The sequence below is a fragment of the Blastomonas sp. AAP25 genome, from assembly GCF_001295965.1.
Classification (GTDB): domain Bacteria; phylum Pseudomonadota; class Alphaproteobacteria; order Sphingomonadales; family Sphingomonadaceae; genus Blastomonas; species Blastomonas fulva.
On record NZ_LJHP01000005.1, the window covers coordinates 525,177 to 541,557 of the forward strand.

14 protein-coding genes and 1 other RNA gene are annotated in these 16,381 nt (G+C 64.1%); 5 read left to right on the forward strand and 10 right to left on the reverse strand.

All coding sequences use genetic code 11. The features are described 5' to 3' along the window. The first annotated feature begins 14 nt into the window (after positions 1 to 14). Positions 15 to 396, forward strand: a transfer-messenger RNA (tmRNA) gene (gene ssrA / locus IP68_RS19725). Positions 397 to 416: 20 nt separating this feature from the next. Here the strand turns inward: ssrA and IP68_RS07250 are convergent. The 4 genes from IP68_RS07250 to IP68_RS07265 form a co-directional block, all read right to left on the reverse strand. Beyond that, positions 417 to 644 carry a hypothetical protein gene (locus tag IP68_RS07250; protein WP_054134262.1) on the reverse strand — a complete coding sequence of 76 codons (228 nt, stop codon included), beginning with the start codon at positions 642 to 644 and terminating at the stop codon, positions 417 to 419. Positions 645 to 735: 91 nt separating this feature from the next. Further along, positions 736 to 1,986 carry an N-succinylarginine dihydrolase gene (locus tag IP68_RS07255; protein ID WP_054134263.1) on the reverse strand — a complete coding sequence of 417 codons (1,251 nt, stop codon included), beginning with the start codon at positions 1,984 to 1,986 and terminating at the stop codon, positions 736 to 738. Positions 1,987 to 2,183: 197 nt separating this feature from the next. Further along, positions 2,184 to 3,194, reverse strand: coding sequence for an arginine N-succinyltransferase (locus IP68_RS07260; RefSeq protein WP_054134264.1), 1,011 nt, complete (start codon positions 3,192 to 3,194; stop codon positions 2,184 to 2,186). After that, positions 3,191 to 4,411, reverse strand: a complete 1,221-nt coding sequence (locus IP68_RS07265) for a hydrolase (RefSeq protein WP_054134373.1) — start codon at positions 4,409 to 4,411, stop codon at positions 3,191 to 3,193. Before IP68_RS07265 ends, IP68_RS07260 begins: the two co-directional genes overlap by 4 nt. A gap of 174 nt (positions 4,412 to 4,585) precedes the next feature. On the opposite strand from IP68_RS07265, the gene IP68_RS07270 reads away from it, so the two are divergent. After that, positions 4,586 to 6,688: a malate synthase G gene (locus IP68_RS07270; RefSeq protein WP_054134265.1), complete on the forward strand. Its 2,103-nt coding sequence runs from the start codon at positions 4,586 to 4,588 to the stop codon at positions 6,686 to 6,688. Between the two features lie 56 nt (positions 6,689 to 6,744). On the opposite strand, the gene IP68_RS07275 is transcribed toward IP68_RS07270, so the two are convergent. The 3 genes from IP68_RS07275 to IP68_RS07285 all read right to left on the reverse strand — a co-directional run bounded on the left by IP68_RS07275 (position 6,745) and on the right by IP68_RS07285 (position 9,756). Further along, the gene (locus IP68_RS07275) at positions 6,745 to 7,578 is read right to left on the reverse strand and encodes an alpha/beta fold hydrolase (RefSeq protein WP_082382184.1); all 834 of its coding nucleotides are present in this window, start codon (positions 7,576 to 7,578) and stop codon (positions 6,745 to 6,747) included. A gap of 68 nt (positions 7,579 to 7,646) precedes the next feature. Beyond that, positions 7,647 to 9,353 carry an alpha/beta hydrolase gene (locus IP68_RS07280; protein ID WP_054134266.1) on the reverse strand — a complete coding sequence of 569 codons (1,707 nt, stop codon included), beginning with the start codon at positions 9,351 to 9,353 and terminating at the stop codon, positions 7,647 to 7,649. 115 nt (positions 9,354 to 9,468) lie between these two features. Then, the gene (locus IP68_RS07285) at positions 9,469 to 9,756 is read right to left on the reverse strand and encodes a 4a-hydroxytetrahydrobiopterin dehydratase (protein ID WP_054134267.1); all 288 of its coding nucleotides are present in this window, start codon (positions 9,754 to 9,756) and stop codon (positions 9,469 to 9,471) included. Positions 9,757 to 9,809: 53 nt separating this feature from the next. On the opposite strand from IP68_RS07285, the gene ccmA reads away from it, so the two are divergent. Both ccmA and IP68_RS07295 read left to right on the forward strand, forming a co-directional pair. Continuing rightward, entirely contained in the window at positions 9,810 to 10,457 is a 648-nt protein-coding gene (ccmA, locus tag IP68_RS07290) for a heme ABC exporter ATP-binding protein CcmA (RefSeq protein ID WP_082382185.1), read from the forward strand. After that, a complete protein-coding gene (locus IP68_RS07295; protein WP_054134268.1) occupies positions 10,454 to 11,125 on the forward strand; it encodes a heme exporter protein CcmB in 672 nt (223 codons plus the stop codon). The genes ccmA and IP68_RS07295 overlap by 4 nt, the downstream gene beginning before the upstream one ends. A 1-nt stretch (position 11,126) precedes the next feature. On the opposite strand, the gene IP68_RS07300 is transcribed toward IP68_RS07295, so the two are convergent. Further along, positions 11,127 to 11,858 carry an extensin family protein gene (locus IP68_RS07300; RefSeq protein ID WP_054134376.1) on the reverse strand — a complete coding sequence of 244 codons (732 nt, stop codon included), beginning with the start codon at positions 11,856 to 11,858 and terminating at the stop codon, positions 11,127 to 11,129. Between the two features lie 146 nt (positions 11,859 to 12,004). On the opposite strand from IP68_RS07300, the gene IP68_RS07305 reads away from it, so the two are divergent. After that, entirely contained in the window at positions 12,005 to 12,421 is a 417-nt protein-coding gene (locus tag IP68_RS07305; protein WP_054134269.1) for a hypothetical protein, read from the forward strand. 1 nt (position 12,422) lies between these two features. Here the strand turns inward: IP68_RS07305 and IP68_RS07310 are convergent, their stop codons facing one another. Together IP68_RS07310 and IP68_RS07315 are read right to left on the reverse strand one after the other, a co-directional pair. Beyond that, positions 12,423 to 14,696 carry a TonB-dependent receptor gene (locus IP68_RS07310; RefSeq protein WP_197275748.1) on the reverse strand — a complete coding sequence of 758 codons (2,274 nt, stop codon included), beginning with the start codon at positions 14,694 to 14,696 and terminating at the stop codon, positions 12,423 to 12,425. A 200-nt stretch (positions 14,697 to 14,896) separates the two neighbouring features. Continuing rightward, entirely contained in the window at positions 14,897 to 16,285 is a 1,389-nt protein-coding gene (locus IP68_RS07315) for a glutamate--cysteine ligase (RefSeq protein WP_054134271.1), read from the reverse strand. Positions 16,286 to 16,381: the final 96 nt, after the last annotated feature.

Sequence of the window (16,381 nt, forward strand, 5' to 3'; positions counted from 1 at the left end):
GATTTTCCCCACACTCACTTCCCATTCATCAATCCATCGCTATATACATCCCTGCCGGTTCGTCCGGCTATGACGATAAACTGCGGCGTGCAATAGGCACAGCGGACCCGGGGGCGGTACCCGGCGGCTCCACCATGAACCCTGCGCAGGCAGGGCTTTTGACGGGGCCGAACTAGGATCGACGTGTGTTGAAAGACGTTGTTTTCGTCCGGGCTGAGTAACCCGTTAAAGGCTCAAACACGATAAGTGCCAATGACAATGACGCACTCGCCCTCGCTGCATAATTCAGCGGCCTAACGGCCAAGAGTTATCTAGCAAGAGCGCGGTTGAACCCACCGGGCAACAGAAGCGGAGTTCAGCGGTTTGGAGAGCACCGGGCAACAGAAGCTCTCCACCTTACCCATCATTTCGGAGCGTCACTCGGGGCCATAGGCCTTCTGGTACTCGATCGCGTCGAGCATCTTGGCGCCGGCCATGAACACCGCGCCGGTGCAGGCGACGAACAGCAGCCAGCCGCCATATCCGGGATACTGATCGAGATAGAGCTTGCCGCGTTCGCAGGCCCCCAGCGCCAGTGCGTAGGTGATCAGATACACCTCGAACTTGGTCTTGATCAGGAACAGGCGCCGGATTTTCTCGAACATGGAACTTCTCTCCGCAAGCCCCGTGCCAAGGGCTGATTTCTGCGGTCCCTTATGGTGAAGATCGGGTTAATGTGTAAAGCCTGCCGACAGGTCAGCCAAGCTCGCCCAGATCCAGCGCATCGATCAGCGCCGCGCGCGCGGCACGCACCGTCTCGGCCAGGGCCGGGTCGGCAAGGTCAGCCGGGGCGATCCGTTCGGGCCAATGGCTGGCGATGATCCGCTCGATGCTGTCGAGCCTGTCAGGGGTTGCCATGAAGCGCGGGTCGACCGTGGCGGGATCCGCGACCACGCGCAAGCGCAGGCAGGCCGGGCCGCCGCCATTGGCCATCGACTGGCGGACATTGACCGGGACCAGCCGGCGGATTGGGCCATTGCCCGCGACCATCGCCTCAAGCCACTGCCACACCGCGGTCACCTCCTGCGATTCGCTGGGCAGCACCAGCGCGTGGCCGCCCTCGGGCAGGCTGACCAGCTGGGCGTTGAACAGATAGCTCTTGATCGCATCGGCAAGCGACACTGCGCTGGCGGGAACCTCGACGATCTGCACCGCCGGGAAGGCTGCGCGGATTTCGGCATAGGCCTCAGTCCGTTTCTCGAACGCCTGTTCGTGGGTGAACAGCACGGTCTCGTTGGCCACTGCGACGACATCGTTGTGGAAGGCGCCTGCCGCGATCGCGGTCTCGCTCTGTTGGAGGAACAGCGTGGCATCGGGCGCAAGCCCGTGCCGCCGGGCGATCGCCTTGCCCGCCTCGATATGCTGACGCGCGGGGAAGGGGCCGCCTGCCTTGCCATAGACGAAAATCTCGACGCCGGCGCCATCATGGCCGTCGCACAGTCGCATGTGATTGGCCGCGCCTTCATCGCCGAACGGGGCAGGCACCGGGCCGTGCACCGCAAAGTGCCGCGTGTCGGCAAAGACCAGCTGCAGCTGCGCCAGCGTTCCCGTCCACTCATGGCTGCGGTGCGGCATGGTGACGAGGTTGGCGACCGTCAGATGGCAGCGGCCATCTGCGGTATCCGGGGCAGGGGAGACGGTCGCGGCGTTGGCCGCCCACATCGACGAGGCGGAAAAGGCCGCGGCGCGGATGTGCGGCTCGGCGCTGGCGATATCGCAGCCCAGGCTTGCTAGCCAGCCGGTATTGGGCCGGTCGAGCGGCAGGAAGAAGCCTTGCGCCAGCCCCAGCGCGATATTGGCGCGCATCTTTGCCACGCCCTGCAACGCCGCCGCGCGCGGCTCGCTGACCGCGCCCGCGTTGCTCGCCGAGGCGATGTTACCCAGGCTCAGCCCGGCGTAATTGTGGCTGGGTCCGATGATTCCGTCGAAGTTGATTTCGGTCAGCATTGCTTTTTTCCAGAAAAGTCTGCTCCCTTGATGGGAGAAGGATACGAAGCCTTGCCAGCTTGCTGGCTAGGCGAAGTTGGATGAGGGTGAAGGGGGCGAAATGTTGTTCTGTCTGCGCATCATTGTCACCCAGCTCCGACTAATTCGCTGCGCTCATAAGTCTGCGCAACCCTCTCCCATCGAGGGAGAGGGGAAAATCACCGCTCGATCCACCTGATCGCGTCACCCGCACCCACTCCCAGCAGGCCAGCAGCGTCGGCATCGAGCGCCATGGTGTCGCCCTGATCCGCGACATGGCCATAAGCGCAGCGGAAGTCCGCCAGCCTGCCTGTCGCCACCAATGCGAGCGCTCCGTCGTCGGCGGTTCCGCCCAACACCGCATCGCGCGAGTTGCGGATCGAGTGCACCTGGTCGGTGCGCGCGGTCATCGTCGGGCCGCCGTCGAAGATGTCGACGTAATTCTCATAGGCAAAGCCTTCATTCTCCAGCATTCGCATCGCCGCGCGGCCGCTGACATTGGGACGGCCGAGCACATGGCGCGCGGCATCCGAGAGCATCGCGACATAGACCGGGTGCTTGGGCATCAGATCGGCGATGAACTGGTTGCCGCGCAGCGCATTGAAGGTGTCGGCCTCGTCGAAGCTCATCCCGAAAAAGCGCCCGGCAATGCTGTCCCAGAACGGCGAATCCCCCGCCTCGTCGATTACCCCGCGCAGTTCGGCCAGGATGCGGTCGGTAAAGCGCGCGCGGTGCATGGCGATGAACAGATAGCGGCTGCGCGCCAGCAAAAGCCCCAGCCCGCCCGCGCGCTCGCCGGGGTGGAGGAACAGTCCGCCGACTTCACACGATCCCTCAAGATCGGTCACCAGGCTCAGGATTTCGGCGCGGAATGTCTGTTCGAGCTCGGCGCTGTGCTGTGTCAGGGTGCTCAGGCGATAGGAATAGAACGGCCATTTTTGCCCCACCCGGGTGAGCAACTGGCAGGTGCCGCGAATCTCGCGGGTCCGCGTGTTTTCCAGCACCAGCACGAACAGTTCGTCCTCGACGCTGTCCTCGGTGCGCGCAAAGGCCTCGGTCGAACGCTCGATCTTGGATTGCAGCGACTTGCGGTCGGCGGGCAGGTTGGTGAAGCCGCCTCCTGTCAGCTTCGCCATCTCGTAGATCGGCTGCAGATCTTCGGGCCTCGCCGCCCGGATGACAAAGCTCATAAACCCCTCTTTTCGGCCAGGCGCAATATGGTGAGCGCCGACAGCCGCGCGCGTTCGGCAAGGCTTTCGGTGATCAGGAATTCGTCGGCGCTGTGGATCGCGCCCCCGCGCACGCCCATGGTATCGACCACCGGCACCCCGCACGCGGCGATGTTGTTGCCATCGCACACCCCGCCGGTGCCGCGCCAGCCGATCTCAAGGCCCAAAGCCGCGCCGCAGTCCTTGACCAGCCCGAACAGCTTTTGGGCACCCGGATCGATTGGCTTGGGTGGGCGACCGAAGCTGCCATGCACATGCACCGAAACTTCGTGCTCGCGGCCGATGGCATCAGCGATCTGGCGCAGCGCTGCATCGGCATGGGCCTGCATTTCAAGGCTTTGCGGGCGGAAGTTGACCCGCAATATCGCATGATCAGGTACGACATTGTTGGCGCTACCGCCGTCGATCCTGGCGGGGTTGACCGACAATCCGTCGCGGGTCAGCGCCTTCAGCCGCACCGCCATGTCGGCGGCAGCGACCAGCGCGTTGCGCCCGTCCTGTGGGTTGCGGCCGGCGTGCGCCGAACGGCCGGTGACGATGACCGAGAAATTGCCCGATCCGCCGCGTTCGCCCGCCAGCGTGCCATCGGGCAGCGCGGGTTCATAGGTCAGCGCGGCCAGTTTGCCCGCCGCCAGTTCGGCGATCAGCGCCGCGGACGAGCCCGAACCCACCTCCTCATCGGAGTTGATCATCACGTCATAACCGATGGTGTCGGCAAGCGGCGATGTCTCGACCGCGCGAAGGCCTGCCAGCATCACCGCGATCCCGCCCTTCATGTCGGCGACGCCTGGACCATTGAGCAACCCGGGCTCGAGCCATGTCAGGCTCTGGAAGCCGCTGTCGACGGGAAATACGGTATCCATGTGCCCGGTGAGCAGCAGCCGCAGCGGCGCTTGCGGCCGCACCTGCACCACCAGATGCTGGCCACGCTGGATCGTGTCGATGCTACCATCGGCGCGCACCGCATCGACCGGCGCGGGATCGATCAGCCGCACGTCACCGGGAAGCGCCGAAAACGCGTCCGCTAGCAGCTGCGCGGTCTGGGCGAGGCCTGCAAGATTGCCGGTCCCGCTGTTGATCGCGGCCCATCGCTCGACCTGGCTCAGCATCGCGGTCTGGTCGATGGTTTCAAGGCAGGCGCGCTCGGATCCGGTCAGTCTGGCAGGGCTGGTCGTCATCCGCCATGCCATAGCCCGGTTGGTCGCATCCTACCACCCGTAGCGGGCAAAAGCGGATTTACTTTGACGCCTTGCGTTGCCATAGGCTGTGCGCCATTCCTCCCCCGGAAATTACCTTGCATCTCCTCTGGCGCGCCGCGCCCAGGGGACCGTCACAAGCAAAGAGGACCGGGAATGAGCGACTATATCCAGAGCAACGGCATCAGCATCGATTCTGCGCTGCACGGCTTCATCACCGATTCGGTGCTGGCCCCGCTGGCGCTCGACGCAGACCGCTTCTGGGCGGATTTCGCCGCGCTGCTCGACCGGTTCGTTCCCGTCAACCGGGCGCTGCTCGACAAGCGCGAGGACCTACAGGCCAAGATCGACGACTGGCACCGTGCGCGCAAGGGCCAGCCGCTCAACGCCATGGAATACCGCACCTTCCTGTACGACATCGGCTATCTGGTGACCGAGCCGCAGCCGTTCGCCATCGGCACCACCAATGTCGATCCGGAAATCGCCACGATGGCTGGCCCGCAGCTGGTCGTGCCCTCGCTCAACGACCGTTTCGTGCTCAACGCCGCCAATGCGCGCTGGGGCAGCCTGTATGACGCCTATTACGGCACCGACGCGCTTGACGCGGCCCCGGCGCAGCCTGGTGGCTATGACGCGGTGCGAGGCGCCGCGGTGGTCAAGGCGGCCAAGGCGTTCCTCGATGAGGCCGTGCCGCTCGCAGACGGCAGCTGGGCGGAATTTGCCGGCGGCACGCCGGTGCTCGCCGATCCTGCACAGCTGGTCGGCACGAATGGCGCCAACCTGCTGCTGCGCCATAACGGTTTGCATATCGAAATCGTGATCGATCTTGCCAGCCCGATCGGCAAGGACGACAAGGCGGGGATCGCCGATGTGCTGCTCGAAGCTGCGCTGACGACGATTGTCGACATGGAAGATTCGGTCGCCGCGGTCGATGCCGAGGACAAGATCACCGCCTACACCAACTGGCTGGGCCTGATGCGTGGCGATTTGGAGGCAAGCTTCCCCAAGGGCGGCAAGACGCTGACCCGCGCGCTCGAACCGGACCGCAGCTATGTCGCGCCCAATGGCACCGCCTTCACCCTGCCGGGGCGCAGCGTGCTGTTCGTGCGCAATGTCGGCCATCTGATGACCAACCCGGCGGTGCTGCTCGCCGATGGATCCGAAGCGCCCGAGGGCATCCTTGACGCGGTGTTCACCAGCGCGATCGGCTGTCACGACCTCAAGGGGCTGGGCCGCTATTCGAACAGCCGCGCCGGATCGATCTACATCGTCAAGCCCAAGATGCACGGGCCCGAAGAGTGCGGCTTCACCAACGATCTTTTCGATGCGGTCGAGGACATCCTGGGCCTCGCGCGCTACACCATCAAGGTCGGCGTGATGGACGAGGAGCGCCGCACCTCGGCCAACCTGGCCGCGTGCATCCATGCTGTGCGGAACCGGATCGTGTTCATCAACACCGGGTTCCTCGATCGCACCGGCGACGAGATCCACACTTCGATGCAGGCAGGCGCGATGGTCCGCAAGGGCGACATGAAGACCTCGGACTGGATCAAGTCGTACGAGGCGCGCAATGTCGGCATCGGGCTTAAATGCGGGCTCGATGGCAAGGCGCAGATCGGCAAGGGGATGTGGGCTGCGCCCGACATGATGGCCGACATGATGGAACAGAAGATCGGTCACCCGCTGACCGGCGCGAACACCGCCTGGGTGCCGTCGCCCACCGCCGCAACGCTGCACGCGATGCACTATCACAAGGTCGATGTCTTCGCACGCCGCGCCGAGATCGCTGCCCAACCGGTGCCAACGCTCGAGCCGCTGCTCAGCATCCCGCTTGCCGCGGGGCAGAACTGGTCGCCTGATGACATCCGCGCCGAGTTGGACAACAACGCGCAAGGTATTCTGGGCTATGTCGTGCGCTGGGTCGATCAGGGCATCGGATGCTCGAAGGTCCCCGACATCCACGATGTCGGTCTGATGGAGGACCGCGCGACGCTGCGCATCTCGAGCCAGGCGCTCGCCAACTGGCTGTTGCACGGCGTGTGCACCGCTGAAGAAGTCGACGGGGCGTTGCTGCGGATGGCGGCCAAAGTCGATGCGCAGAATGCGGGCGATCCGCTGTACCGCGCGATGGCGAGCGACCCCGAAGGCTCGCTCGCCTTTCAGGCAGCGCGCGATCTGGTGTTCAAGGGTGTCGAGCAGCCGAGCGGCTACACCGAGCCCTTGCTGCACGCCTATCGCCAGCGGGTAAAGGCAGGCTGAAACCGACCGTCTGACATCGTCATTCCCGCGAATGCGGGGGTGACGGTGGGAGAGATCTAGCCTTCTACCGCATCCAGGTGCTCGCGGATCGCGGCCAGGCTTTCGTCGAGATGGCTGAGCATGAACAGATGCCCGCCATCGTCGATGATCTTGAGCTCGGAATTGGGGATCAGCGTCTTGAGGATATGGCCGTTGGCGACCGGAACTATCTGGTCGTCGCCGCCCATCAGGATCAGCGTCGGCTTGCCGAGGAACGGCAGGAATGGCGCGCTGGTCCAGCCGATCATCGCGAGCAGCTGGTAGAAATAGCCCGTCTTGGACGGCGGGGTGATGCGGCCAGTGTGACCCGTCGCGCCTTCGGTCGATCCGCCATACAGCGTCGCGAAATGCTTCTCCATATAGCTGGGGTCAATGTAGCGACGCGGATCGGCCATCTTGCTGAGCGCTGAGATGTTGCCCGGGATCATGAACATGCCCGCGGTGGTCGCGGCCAGCACCAGCCGGTTGACGCTGCCCGAATGCTGGAGCGCAAAGTGCTGCGCCATCGCGCCGCCCCAGCTCACCCCCATCACATCGACGCTCTCGATCCCGAACCGGTCAAGCAGCAGCCAGGCGATGCGCGACATCAAAAAGGCATTGTACGGCACCTTGGGATCGGGCGATCCGCCCACACCGGGCATGTCGAAGGTGATGAACGGGCGTTCCTCCATCATCTCGGCGAACGGGGCGACCGCTTCCATATTCGCGCCGATGCCGTTGAAGAACAGCAGGGGCGGCTTGGTCAGCCCCTCGTCAAAGCGCCAGCGCGCAACGCGCAGCGTGCGCCCGTCGGCCACTTCCATGGTGATCTCGGGGCCGTTGGAGGCGGTGGGCTTGGGTTTGCTGGCCAAAGGAAATTCCTGTCGGTTGATATATGCACGTTCAAACCCTCCCCATAACGAGGAGGGTTTGCAATGTCCTACTCCAATACATACAGACCCGGCGCAGGTTCCAGCGCGGGGTGTTTCTTGCTGCCGGTGCTGGCGGGCGCTGCGACCTTCTCGCCCGAGCGCGCCTGCACCCATTCCATCCAGTAAGGCCACCAGCTGCCCTTGACCTCTTCGGCCTTGGACAGCCAGTCGTCGACATCCGCCGGGGTCTTGCCTGCCTTGGTGGGCGTGTTGCCCTTCATGCGGAAGTATTTGGCCTTGGGGTTGGTCGGGGGGTTGAGGATCGCCTGCATGTGCCCTGATTGCGAGAGGATGAAGTCGACATTCTTCGATCCGAACAACTGGGTCGAGCGATAGCACGCGCGCCACGGGGTGATGTGATCGGTCACCCCGCCCAGGATGAACAGGTCGTTGGTCACCTTTGAAAGGTCGATCTTGTGATCGACCATCTCGACCTCGCCCTTGCGGGTGAAGGCGAGCGTCTCGAAGATGGTCAGGAAGTCTCCCATCAGGCTCGCAGACAGGTTGGTGGCATCGGCATTCCAGAACAAGACGTCGAACGCGGGCGGATCCTCGCCCATCAGATAGTTGTTGATGACATAGTTCCAGATCAGGTCGTTCGGGCGCAACCAGGCAAAGCCGCGCGACAGGTCGCTGCCCTTGATGACGCCCTGCTTGGCCGCGCGCTGCTTGGCGAGCGCAAGGCCGTTGTCGCTCATCAGCGATCCTGCCTCGATATCGGTCTGCTTGGGGTGCAGCACGCACACCATCAAGGTCACCGCGCCGATGCGATCGTCGCCCGAGGCCTTTAGCTTGGAAAGCAGCATCGCCAGCGTCTGCCCGCCCGAGCATCCGCCCGAGACGTTCACCTTCTTCGATCCGGTCACCTCGCACACCACGTCGATCGCGCGGGTGCACGCGGCGATGTAATCCGCCATCGCCCAGTGGCCGTGCTCCTTTTGCGGATTGCGCCACGAGATGATGAAGGTCTGGATGCCGTTGTCGACCTGCCACTTCACTACCGATTTCTCGGGCGACAGATCGTTGATGTACATCTTGTTGATCTGCGGCGGGATGGTCAGCTGCGGGATCGCATAGACCTCGTCGGTCGAGGGCGCATAATGCACCAGCTCCATGATCTCGTCGCGATAGACGACGTTGCCCTTGGAGGTCGCGACATTCTCGCCGATCGTGAACGGCTTCTTGTCGACCTGGCTGACCATGCCGTCGTTGTAGACCATGTCGTTATAGGCGTTCTTCAGCCCCTTGAGCAGCGACAGCCCGCCGGAATCCACGATGCGCTTCTGCGCCATCGGGTTGCCGATCAGCGTGTTGGTCGGCGCCAGCGCATCGATGATGATCGCCGAGATGAAGTTGGCGCGGTCGCGTTCGAGCGCATCGAGCTCGAGCTCGTCGATCCAGGTCTTCATGCCCTTCTGCACCGCGAGATAATATTGCGCGCCCGCCTTGTAGAACGGGTTGAACCGCCAGGCCGGGTCCATGAAGCGCTTGTCCTTGGGGTCGGGCGACAGCTCCGACTGGCCCATCATGATCTTGACCACATCTTCCGAAAACGACTGGGCATGCCGCATCGTGCGCGCCGGATCGCTCGCGGTCTCGCGCAGCAGCAGCCCGATCGCGCCGATGAAATCCTCGCGTGCCAGCCCCATCAATGGCCCCAGCGCGGTGGTGTGCTGCGCTGCCTCTTCGACCAGGTTCGGGGTGTCGTCTGCCATAAGCTCTCTCTCTCCACAGTGGCTTGCCGCCCCGTTCATGCAGGGTCGGTCCGGACTGCATCGTATAGAGAGCATGCGGCCTGCACAATGGCCGCTGAAAGCCCGGATGCCGGTGTCAGATCAGCGCGTCGATCTGGGTCGCAAGGTCGATATCGCGCTGCGAAAGCCCGCCTGCATCGTGCGTGGTGAGCAGGATTTCCACCCGGCTGTAGACGTTGGACCATTCGGGGTGATGATCGGCCTTTTCGGCGAGGATCGCGACGCGTGTCATGAAGCCGAAGGCTTCGACGAAATCGGTGAACTTGAACGTGCGGGTGATGCCATCGCGCACGGGTTCAGGCGTCCATTCGGGTAGCGCGGCCAGCGCGATGGTACGCTCGACATCGGTAAGTTTGGTGACCATCGCATGTGTCTCCTCTTGGCAGCGGGCGGCAATTGCGCCTATCTGCGGTGCAGATGGCGCAAGAAGCTGCACAAACCAAGGACTTTGACGCGGACGCAGCGCTGGAATGCACCGGGCTTGCCTGTGTGCGCGGCGGCCGGATGCTGTTTCGCGGCGTCTCGTTCGCGCTCAAGGCAGGCGAGGTGCTGCATGTCACCGGCCCCAATGGCCTGGGCAAGTCCAGCCTGATCCGCGTGCTGGCCGGGCTGCTGCCTGCCTTTGCCGGTACGGTCGATGTGACCGGGCGGATGGCGCTGGCCGATGAACGCGTTGCTCTCGATCAGGGGCAGCCGCTGGCCCGCGCGCTCGCACATTGGGCGCAGCTCGACGGCACCGATACCGGAGACATTGCGCGCGCCCTATTGGCAGTGGATCTCGCCCACCTTGCCGATGTGCCGGTGCGCTTCCTTTCGACCGGGCAGCGCAAGCGTGCGCTGCTCGCACGTATTGAGCTTTCGCGCGCTCCCCTCTGGCTGCTCGACGAGCCCGCCAACGGCCTCGACACCGCGTCGATCGAACGGCTGGGTACGCTGATGGCGGCGCACCGCGCGGGCGGCGGGATCGTGCTCGCCGCCTCGCACCAGCCGCTGCCGCTGGCAGGCGCGCAGACGCTGCCGCTGGCCGAATTCGTTCCCGCGATCGTGCCGGAAGAGCCCGCATGATCGGCGCATTGGGCACGCTGATCCGGCGCGAGCTGATGCTGGCCTTCGGGCTGGGCGGCGGCACGCGCGGATCGGCGGGGTTCATCATGCCGATCATCTTCTTCCTCGCGGTGGCGACGATCTATCCGTTCGCGGTGGGGCCGGACGCGCAATTGCTGGGGCGCACCGGGGGCGGGGTGATCTGGGTCGCGGCGCTGCTCGCCAGCATCCTGCCGATCGACCGGCTGGTGCAGGCGGACATGGACCAGGGGATGATCGATCAATATGTCGTGCGCGGGTTGTCCGAAGAGCTGATTGCGCTCGCCAAGACCATCGGCCACTGGCTGAGCTTCGGCCCGCCGCTGATGCTCGCGGCGGTGATTTCGGCCGGGTTGCTGGGCCAGACATCGGAACAATTGCTGACCATCGAGATCGGGCTGGCCTGCGCGACACCTGCGCTTGCCGCGCTCGGCGTGATGATCGCCGCGCTCACCGCAGGGCTTCGCCATGGCGCGGCACTGGGCGGGCTGCTGCTGCTTCCGCTCGCGGTGCCTCTGCTGATTTTCGGGGCGGGAAGCCTGGCGCCCGGTAGCCAGAACGGACTGCTGCTGCTTGCGGCGGCCAGCCTGCTGCTTACCGTGATCTGCCCGATTGCTGCGGGTGCCGCGATCCGCGCGGGCCGCGAGTAAATTACCGGCACGCGCTCCAGCCCATCGCGCCGCGATTGGCGAGGTCGAAATGGAAATGGTCGGCATGCGCGGCGTTGTAGTCGGGCGAGAGCGTGGTCGAGAACAGCTCGCACGCCTCATCACGCACGCGCTTGAGGAACAGCGCCTTGTCATCCCCGCCGAACCAGTCGTTCAGCACCGAGATGCGCCTCCCGTCCTCGAGCACGAAGCCGCTGACGTCGAGCGCGTCGGCTGTCGAGTGCTCGCTCCACGCGCCCTCGCTGCGCCCATACATGCGGCGGCACGAATAGCTGCCGAAGGTCTCGATCCGGCTGACCCTGCTGCCCAGGATTTCCTGCGCCTGAGGCTGCACCACCTGTGCCTGCCAGATCAGCAGGCCGATCGCCATCGGGCACGACGGCGCGACCGAGGCGGGGGCGAGCGGCAGCAGCGGCTGGCCGGATGAGGCGCGCACCGCGTCTTCCACCCGGCACTGGTCCGCGCCAAACGGTTCCGACGGGGTGAAATCGAGCCCCGAGCCCTTAAGCAGCGCGAGGCACTGGTCGCGATCGTCGGTCAGTGCCACGATCTTGCGCCCGGTGGACATGCCGATGGGTTCGCTCAGCGACAACGGCGTCCACGGCATGTCCTCGCGGCCCGGCTTCAGCCAGGCAAACAGGACAAGCAGGGCGAACGCCACAATCGCGAGCCAGATCAGACGCCGGGCCAGACCGATGATGTTGGGAATGCGCATATGGCGCAGTTTACGCAGGCATGCGGCATAAGGATGCAGCGCGATTACCTGCAGCGTAATTGTTCGCATGCATGTCCGCGGCGTAACCGGGGGCAATAGAAACCCAATGGGAGACTTGAGACATAAACGGCAAATGGCAGGCACAGATGCAACTGTGGTGCGGCGCGGTGATGGTCTTTGGGCTGGTGCTGATGAGCGGCGCCTTCGAAGCCACAGGTCAGGTGGCCAACATCCTGTTCGATATTCTCGATGGCCCGGGACCAGTGACCTGGGATCCGGCGCTGCGCTTCAGCCTGGCGCTAATGGGCGCGGTGACCCTGGGCTGGGGCGCGACCGTGCTCGCGGTGGTGCGCGGCACCGGCGACATGCCCGCCGCGCAGGCACTGGCGCTGTGGCGCGGGATCACCGCCGCCTTGCTGTTGTGGTATGTCGTCGACAGCGCACTCTCGGTCGCGACCGGCTTCTGGCGCAACGCTCTGTCGAACACGGTGCTGATCGGCTGGTACCTGCTGCTGATGCGGCGGAACACAGCCACAAGGGCTGTGTCCGCCGCGTCTTCATGATCTAGAATCGGGTGCCGACTTCGAGGCCGAAGATGCGCGGCTCGTTGACATAGGCGGTGAGGTTGTTGAAATCGATGCCGCCGGTGGCCGAGGTGTTGTTGGTGATGTTGCGAACGAACGCTGCGACATCGAGCCGTCCGTTGCCGGTCCGATAGCCGAACCGCAGACCACCTTCGATCAGGCTGTCATCGCTGAATTCGACCGAATCGTAGAGGAAGAACTGGATGCGAGAACGATAATACCAGTCGGTGAACGCGTAGACCTCACCATCGCCGACAGGGATGGCATAGCCTGCGGTCCAGTTGAGCGACCATTTTGGCGATTGCGGCAGGCGGTTGCCGTTGATGGAGAAGATGCCCGGACGTCCGGCAATGGCGGGGTCGAGAACGGTGCAGGGCGATCCGCAGCCGGCCACGCCGAGGCCCGGCGACTTGATTTCATTTTCGTTGAAACCGACGCCGATGCTGAGATCCAGCCCGTCGGCAGGCCGCGCCGCAAGGTCGGCTTCGAAGCCAAAGCCTTCGACGTCATCGGCGTTGAGCAAAGAGGTGACATTGCCACCGCCGCCAACCGCTGTCAGCTGGAGGTCTTCGGTGTTGTAGTAATAGCCGGTCAGGTTGAAGCGCGCGAGGCCATCGAACAGCACGGTCTTGATGCCGGCTTCATACGACATCGTCCGTTCGCTGTCGGCGACCGAAAGTGAGCGGCCAAACGCGAGACGTCCCTGGATCGAGGGCGCGCGATAGCCCCGCGCTGCGCGAGCGAACACGTTGACCGCATCGCTGACGGCATAGATGGCGGCAAGGTCCCAGGTTACCAGATCGGCATCGACCGCGGTGGTCAAGGTCGGCACCGGGCCGCCAAAGCCCAGGAAACCGGGACGGGTGTCGATCGGTCTTGCGGCTGCGAATTTGCGTTCGTCGTTGTTGTAGCGCGCACCCGCCTGCAGCGTCAGCCCATTGTCGAACTTGTAGTTCAGCGAAGCGAACACCCCGAAGGAATCTGTGACCTGGCGCTGCACCGCAACGGCTGCCGCGACGGTATCGGCAGGCGCGCCGTAATCGAGGGTGGTGATGTCGAGCTTTTCGTTGAAGAAGAAGCCACCGACCTGATAGCCCAACCCGGTTTCGTTGTTCGAAGCGAGCCGGATTTCCTGCGTGAACTGGTCGAGGCTCGGCACATCGTCGCGAGTCTGGGCGGAAAACGGAATGAAGCCCGGTCCCTGGCTGGGCGCGAAGGCGTTACCGAAGCCGCCATCGATGTCGCCGCGGCTCTTGAGGTTGCCGTTCCAGTAAGAGGTAACCGAGGTCAGCGTGACCGGTCCGAAGTCATAATTGACTGTCAGCCCGGCGTTGTAGGTGTTGAGTTCCTGGAAATTCAGGCCATCCGAGCGGATCTGGTCGCGGCGGAAATCGCTGCCCGCCCCGGCGATGCCGTTGAGCTCGTTGCTGCCTTTCTGGAACACGTTGGCGCGGAACAGGATCGCCGAACCATCGAGAATGCGGACCTGACCGACCAGCCGCGCGGTGAGCGGGCCATCCTCATATTGCAGTTGCAGACGTCCGGCAAAATCGTCGTAACCGCCCAGATCGTTGCCGGGGCCATTGTCGACATTGTCGACCCAGTTGTCGCGGTGCTGATAGAAGCCCGATGCGCGGACCGCAAAGCCGTTGCCGAGATCCAGGCCGAGGGCGCCTTCCAGCTGCAAGGTGTTGAACCGCGCGATGCTGGCTTTGGCATAGCCGCCGGTTTCGCCGGGCTTGACGGTGTCGAACTTGACGATGCCAGCGGGCGTGTTGCGCCCGAACAGAGTGCCCTGCGGTCCGCGCAGCACTTCGATCCGATCAAGATCGAAGATCGGGAAGCCCTTGAGAATGGGGTTTTCCAGCACCACGTCGTCATAGACCAGGCTGACCGGCTGCGACGCGTTGAGGTCGAAATCGGTGTTGCCAAGGCCCCGGATATAGAAGCGCGGGAAAGTGCGCCCGAACGAGCTTTCGATATTCAGGTTGGGGACCCGGCCTGCCAGCCCGCGAATGTCACCGCCTCCGGCCTGAACGGCGGCCAGCGCGTCGGCGCTGAGCGTCGAGATCGACAGTGGAACGTCGCGCTGATCTTCGGCGCGCTTTTGCGCGGTGACCACGATGACGCCGATGCCACGATCTTGGTCTTCAGCGACCTGCTCCTGCGCCATTGCAGGAGTTGCAAGACCAAGCCCGGACAGGGCAGCCGCCAGAGCAACAAGGGATGGCGACGAAAAGGCGGTAAAGCGCATTGCTTGAACTCCGGCAGGTCCAGATGAAAATTGTCCCGGGACGACTCGATCAAACGCGCCGCCCCCCGGCGCCTGAATGCGAAGCGGGGGTTGAAGGGTCAAGCAACCGCCAATGCTGCGCCGCACAATCTTGCGCGGGTGTGGCATTCGTGTGACTATTCGGGGTCTTTACGGCTTGATTATCGCGACAGCGGTCGCGCTCAGAACTGCATCTCGTCATAGATCCGGCTGAGGTCGCCGCCCCATTCGCCGTGGTATTTGGCGAGCAGGTCTTCGGCCGGGGTGCGGCCACGCGCAACGGTGTCGCGCAGTGGTTCGAGGAAGCCGGTTTCGTTGTCGCCGCTGGAGTTGGTGCGCGCGCGCGCGGCAAGGCCAGAGGTGGCGATGTCGAGGACTTCGGCGGCGATATCGAGCAGCTTGCCGCCGCCTGCGATCGGTGCAGCGAGGCCCATCTTGGGCACCGAATCGCGCAGCGTCTGGCGTTCCTCGATGGTCCAGTTCTTGACCACGTCCCACGCCGCATCGAGCGCGCCCTGATCGTAGAGCAGGCCGACCCACAGAGCGGGCAGCGCGCAGATCTTGCTCCATGGGCCGCCATCGGCGCCGCGCATCTCGAGGAAGCTCTTCAGGCGGACTTCGGGGAAAGCGGTGGAGAGGTGGTCGTTCCAGTCGCTGATCGTCGGGCGCTCGCCGGGCAAGGCGGGCAGCTTGCCGTTCAGGAAATCACGGAAGCTCTGCCCCGCCGCGTCGATATACAACCCGTCGCGGAAGACGAAGTACATCGGCACATCGAGCATGTATTCGACATAGCGCTCATAGCCAAAGCCATCCTCGAACACGAATGGCAGCATGCCGGTGCGCGCGGGGTCGGTGTCAGACCAGATGTGGCTGCGGTACGAAAGCATGCCGTTGGGCTTGCCTTCGGTGAACGGCGAGTTGGCGAACAAGGCGGTCGCGAGCGGCTGGAGCGCCAGACCGACGCGGAACTTCTTGGCCATGTCGGCCTCGCTCGAATAATCGAGGTTCACCTGGATGGTGCAGGTGCGCAGCATCATGTCGAGCCCCATGCTGCCGACGCGCGGCATGTGGTTCAGCATGATGCCATAGCGGCCCTTGGGCATGATCGGCAGTTCGGCGCGGGTCTTGTCGGGCCACATGCCCAGCCCCAGGAACCCGGTGTTGGTCTTCTCGCCTACGGCCTTGACCTGGGCAAGGTGGCGTCCGGTCTCGGCGCAGGTCTGGTGCAGGTTTTCGAGCGGTGCGCCCGACAGTTCTAGCTGGCCTGCAGGCTCGAGGCTCACGGTGCCATCGGGGCCGCGCATCGCGATGACGTTGGTGCCGCCGGCAGGGGTGCGTTCCTCGACCGGTTCCCAGCCGAATTCGGTCAAGGACATCAGCAGATCGTGGATGCCGCCGGGCTCGTCATAGCTGGGGGCGTGGTGATCGTTGCGGCAGAACACGAACTTTTCATGCTCGGTGCCGATCCGCCAATCGGCCTTGGGCTTTTCGCCTTCGCGCATCGGCTCTGCGAGCTGCGCGATCGAGGTGATCACGGGATCATCCTGCCCGGTGGTGGTACGTGTGCTCATGATGCGCCCTGAACCCTGAATTGTCTTTGGTCGCTGGCTTTAGTTGCGGCTTGCAACCCAAGCTAGTGTTAAATGTGTAATGGGGAGGATAGCCGG

Excerpts from the sequence above, each read along its gene's own strand:
- ccmA (WP_082382185.1), top strand. The coding sequence starts at position 9,810 with ATGGCGCAAGAAGCTGCACAAACCAAGGACTTTGACGCGGACGCAGCG.
- IP68_RS07305 (WP_054134269.1), top strand. The coding sequence starts at position 12,005 with ATGCAACTGTGGTGCGGCGCGGTGATGGTCTTTGGGCTGGTGCTGATG.
- IP68_RS07265 (WP_054134373.1), bottom strand. The coding sequence starts at position 4,411 with ATGACGACCAGCCCTGCCAGACTGACCGGATCCGAGCGCGCCTGCCTT.
- IP68_RS07255 (WP_054134263.1), bottom strand. The coding sequence starts at position 1,986 with ATGCTGACCGAAATCAACTTCGACGGAATCATCGGACCCAGCCACAAT.
- IP68_RS07310 (WP_197275748.1), bottom strand. The coding sequence starts at position 14,696 with ATGCGCTTTACCGCCTTTTCGTCGCCATCCCTTGTTGCTCTGGCGGCT.
- IP68_RS07300 (WP_054134376.1), bottom strand. The coding sequence starts at position 11,858 with ATGCGCATTCCCAACATCATCGGTCTGGCCCGGCGTCTGATCTGGCTC.
- IP68_RS07285 (WP_054134267.1), bottom strand. The coding sequence starts at position 9,756 with ATGGTCACCAAACTTACCGATGTCGAGCGTACCATCGCGCTGGCCGCG.
- IP68_RS07295 (WP_054134268.1), top strand. The coding sequence starts at position 10,454 with ATGATCGGCGCATTGGGCACGCTGATCCGGCGCGAGCTGATGCTGGCC.
- IP68_RS07280 (WP_054134266.1), bottom strand. The coding sequence starts at position 9,353 with ATGGCAGACGACACCCCGAACCTGGTCGAAGAGGCAGCGCAGCACACC.
- IP68_RS07260 (WP_054134264.1), bottom strand. The coding sequence starts at position 3,194 with ATGAGCTTTGTCATCCGGGCGGCGAGGCCCGAAGATCTGCAGCCGATC.
- IP68_RS07250 (WP_054134262.1), bottom strand. The coding sequence starts at position 644 with ATGTTCGAGAAAATCCGGCGCCTGTTCCTGATCAAGACCAAGTTCGAG.
- IP68_RS07315 (WP_054134271.1), bottom strand. The coding sequence starts at position 16,285 with ATGAGCACACGTACCACCACCGGGCAGGATGATCCCGTGATCACCTCG.
- IP68_RS07270 (WP_054134265.1), top strand. The coding sequence starts at position 4,586 with ATGAGCGACTATATCCAGAGCAACGGCATCAGCATCGATTCTGCGCTG.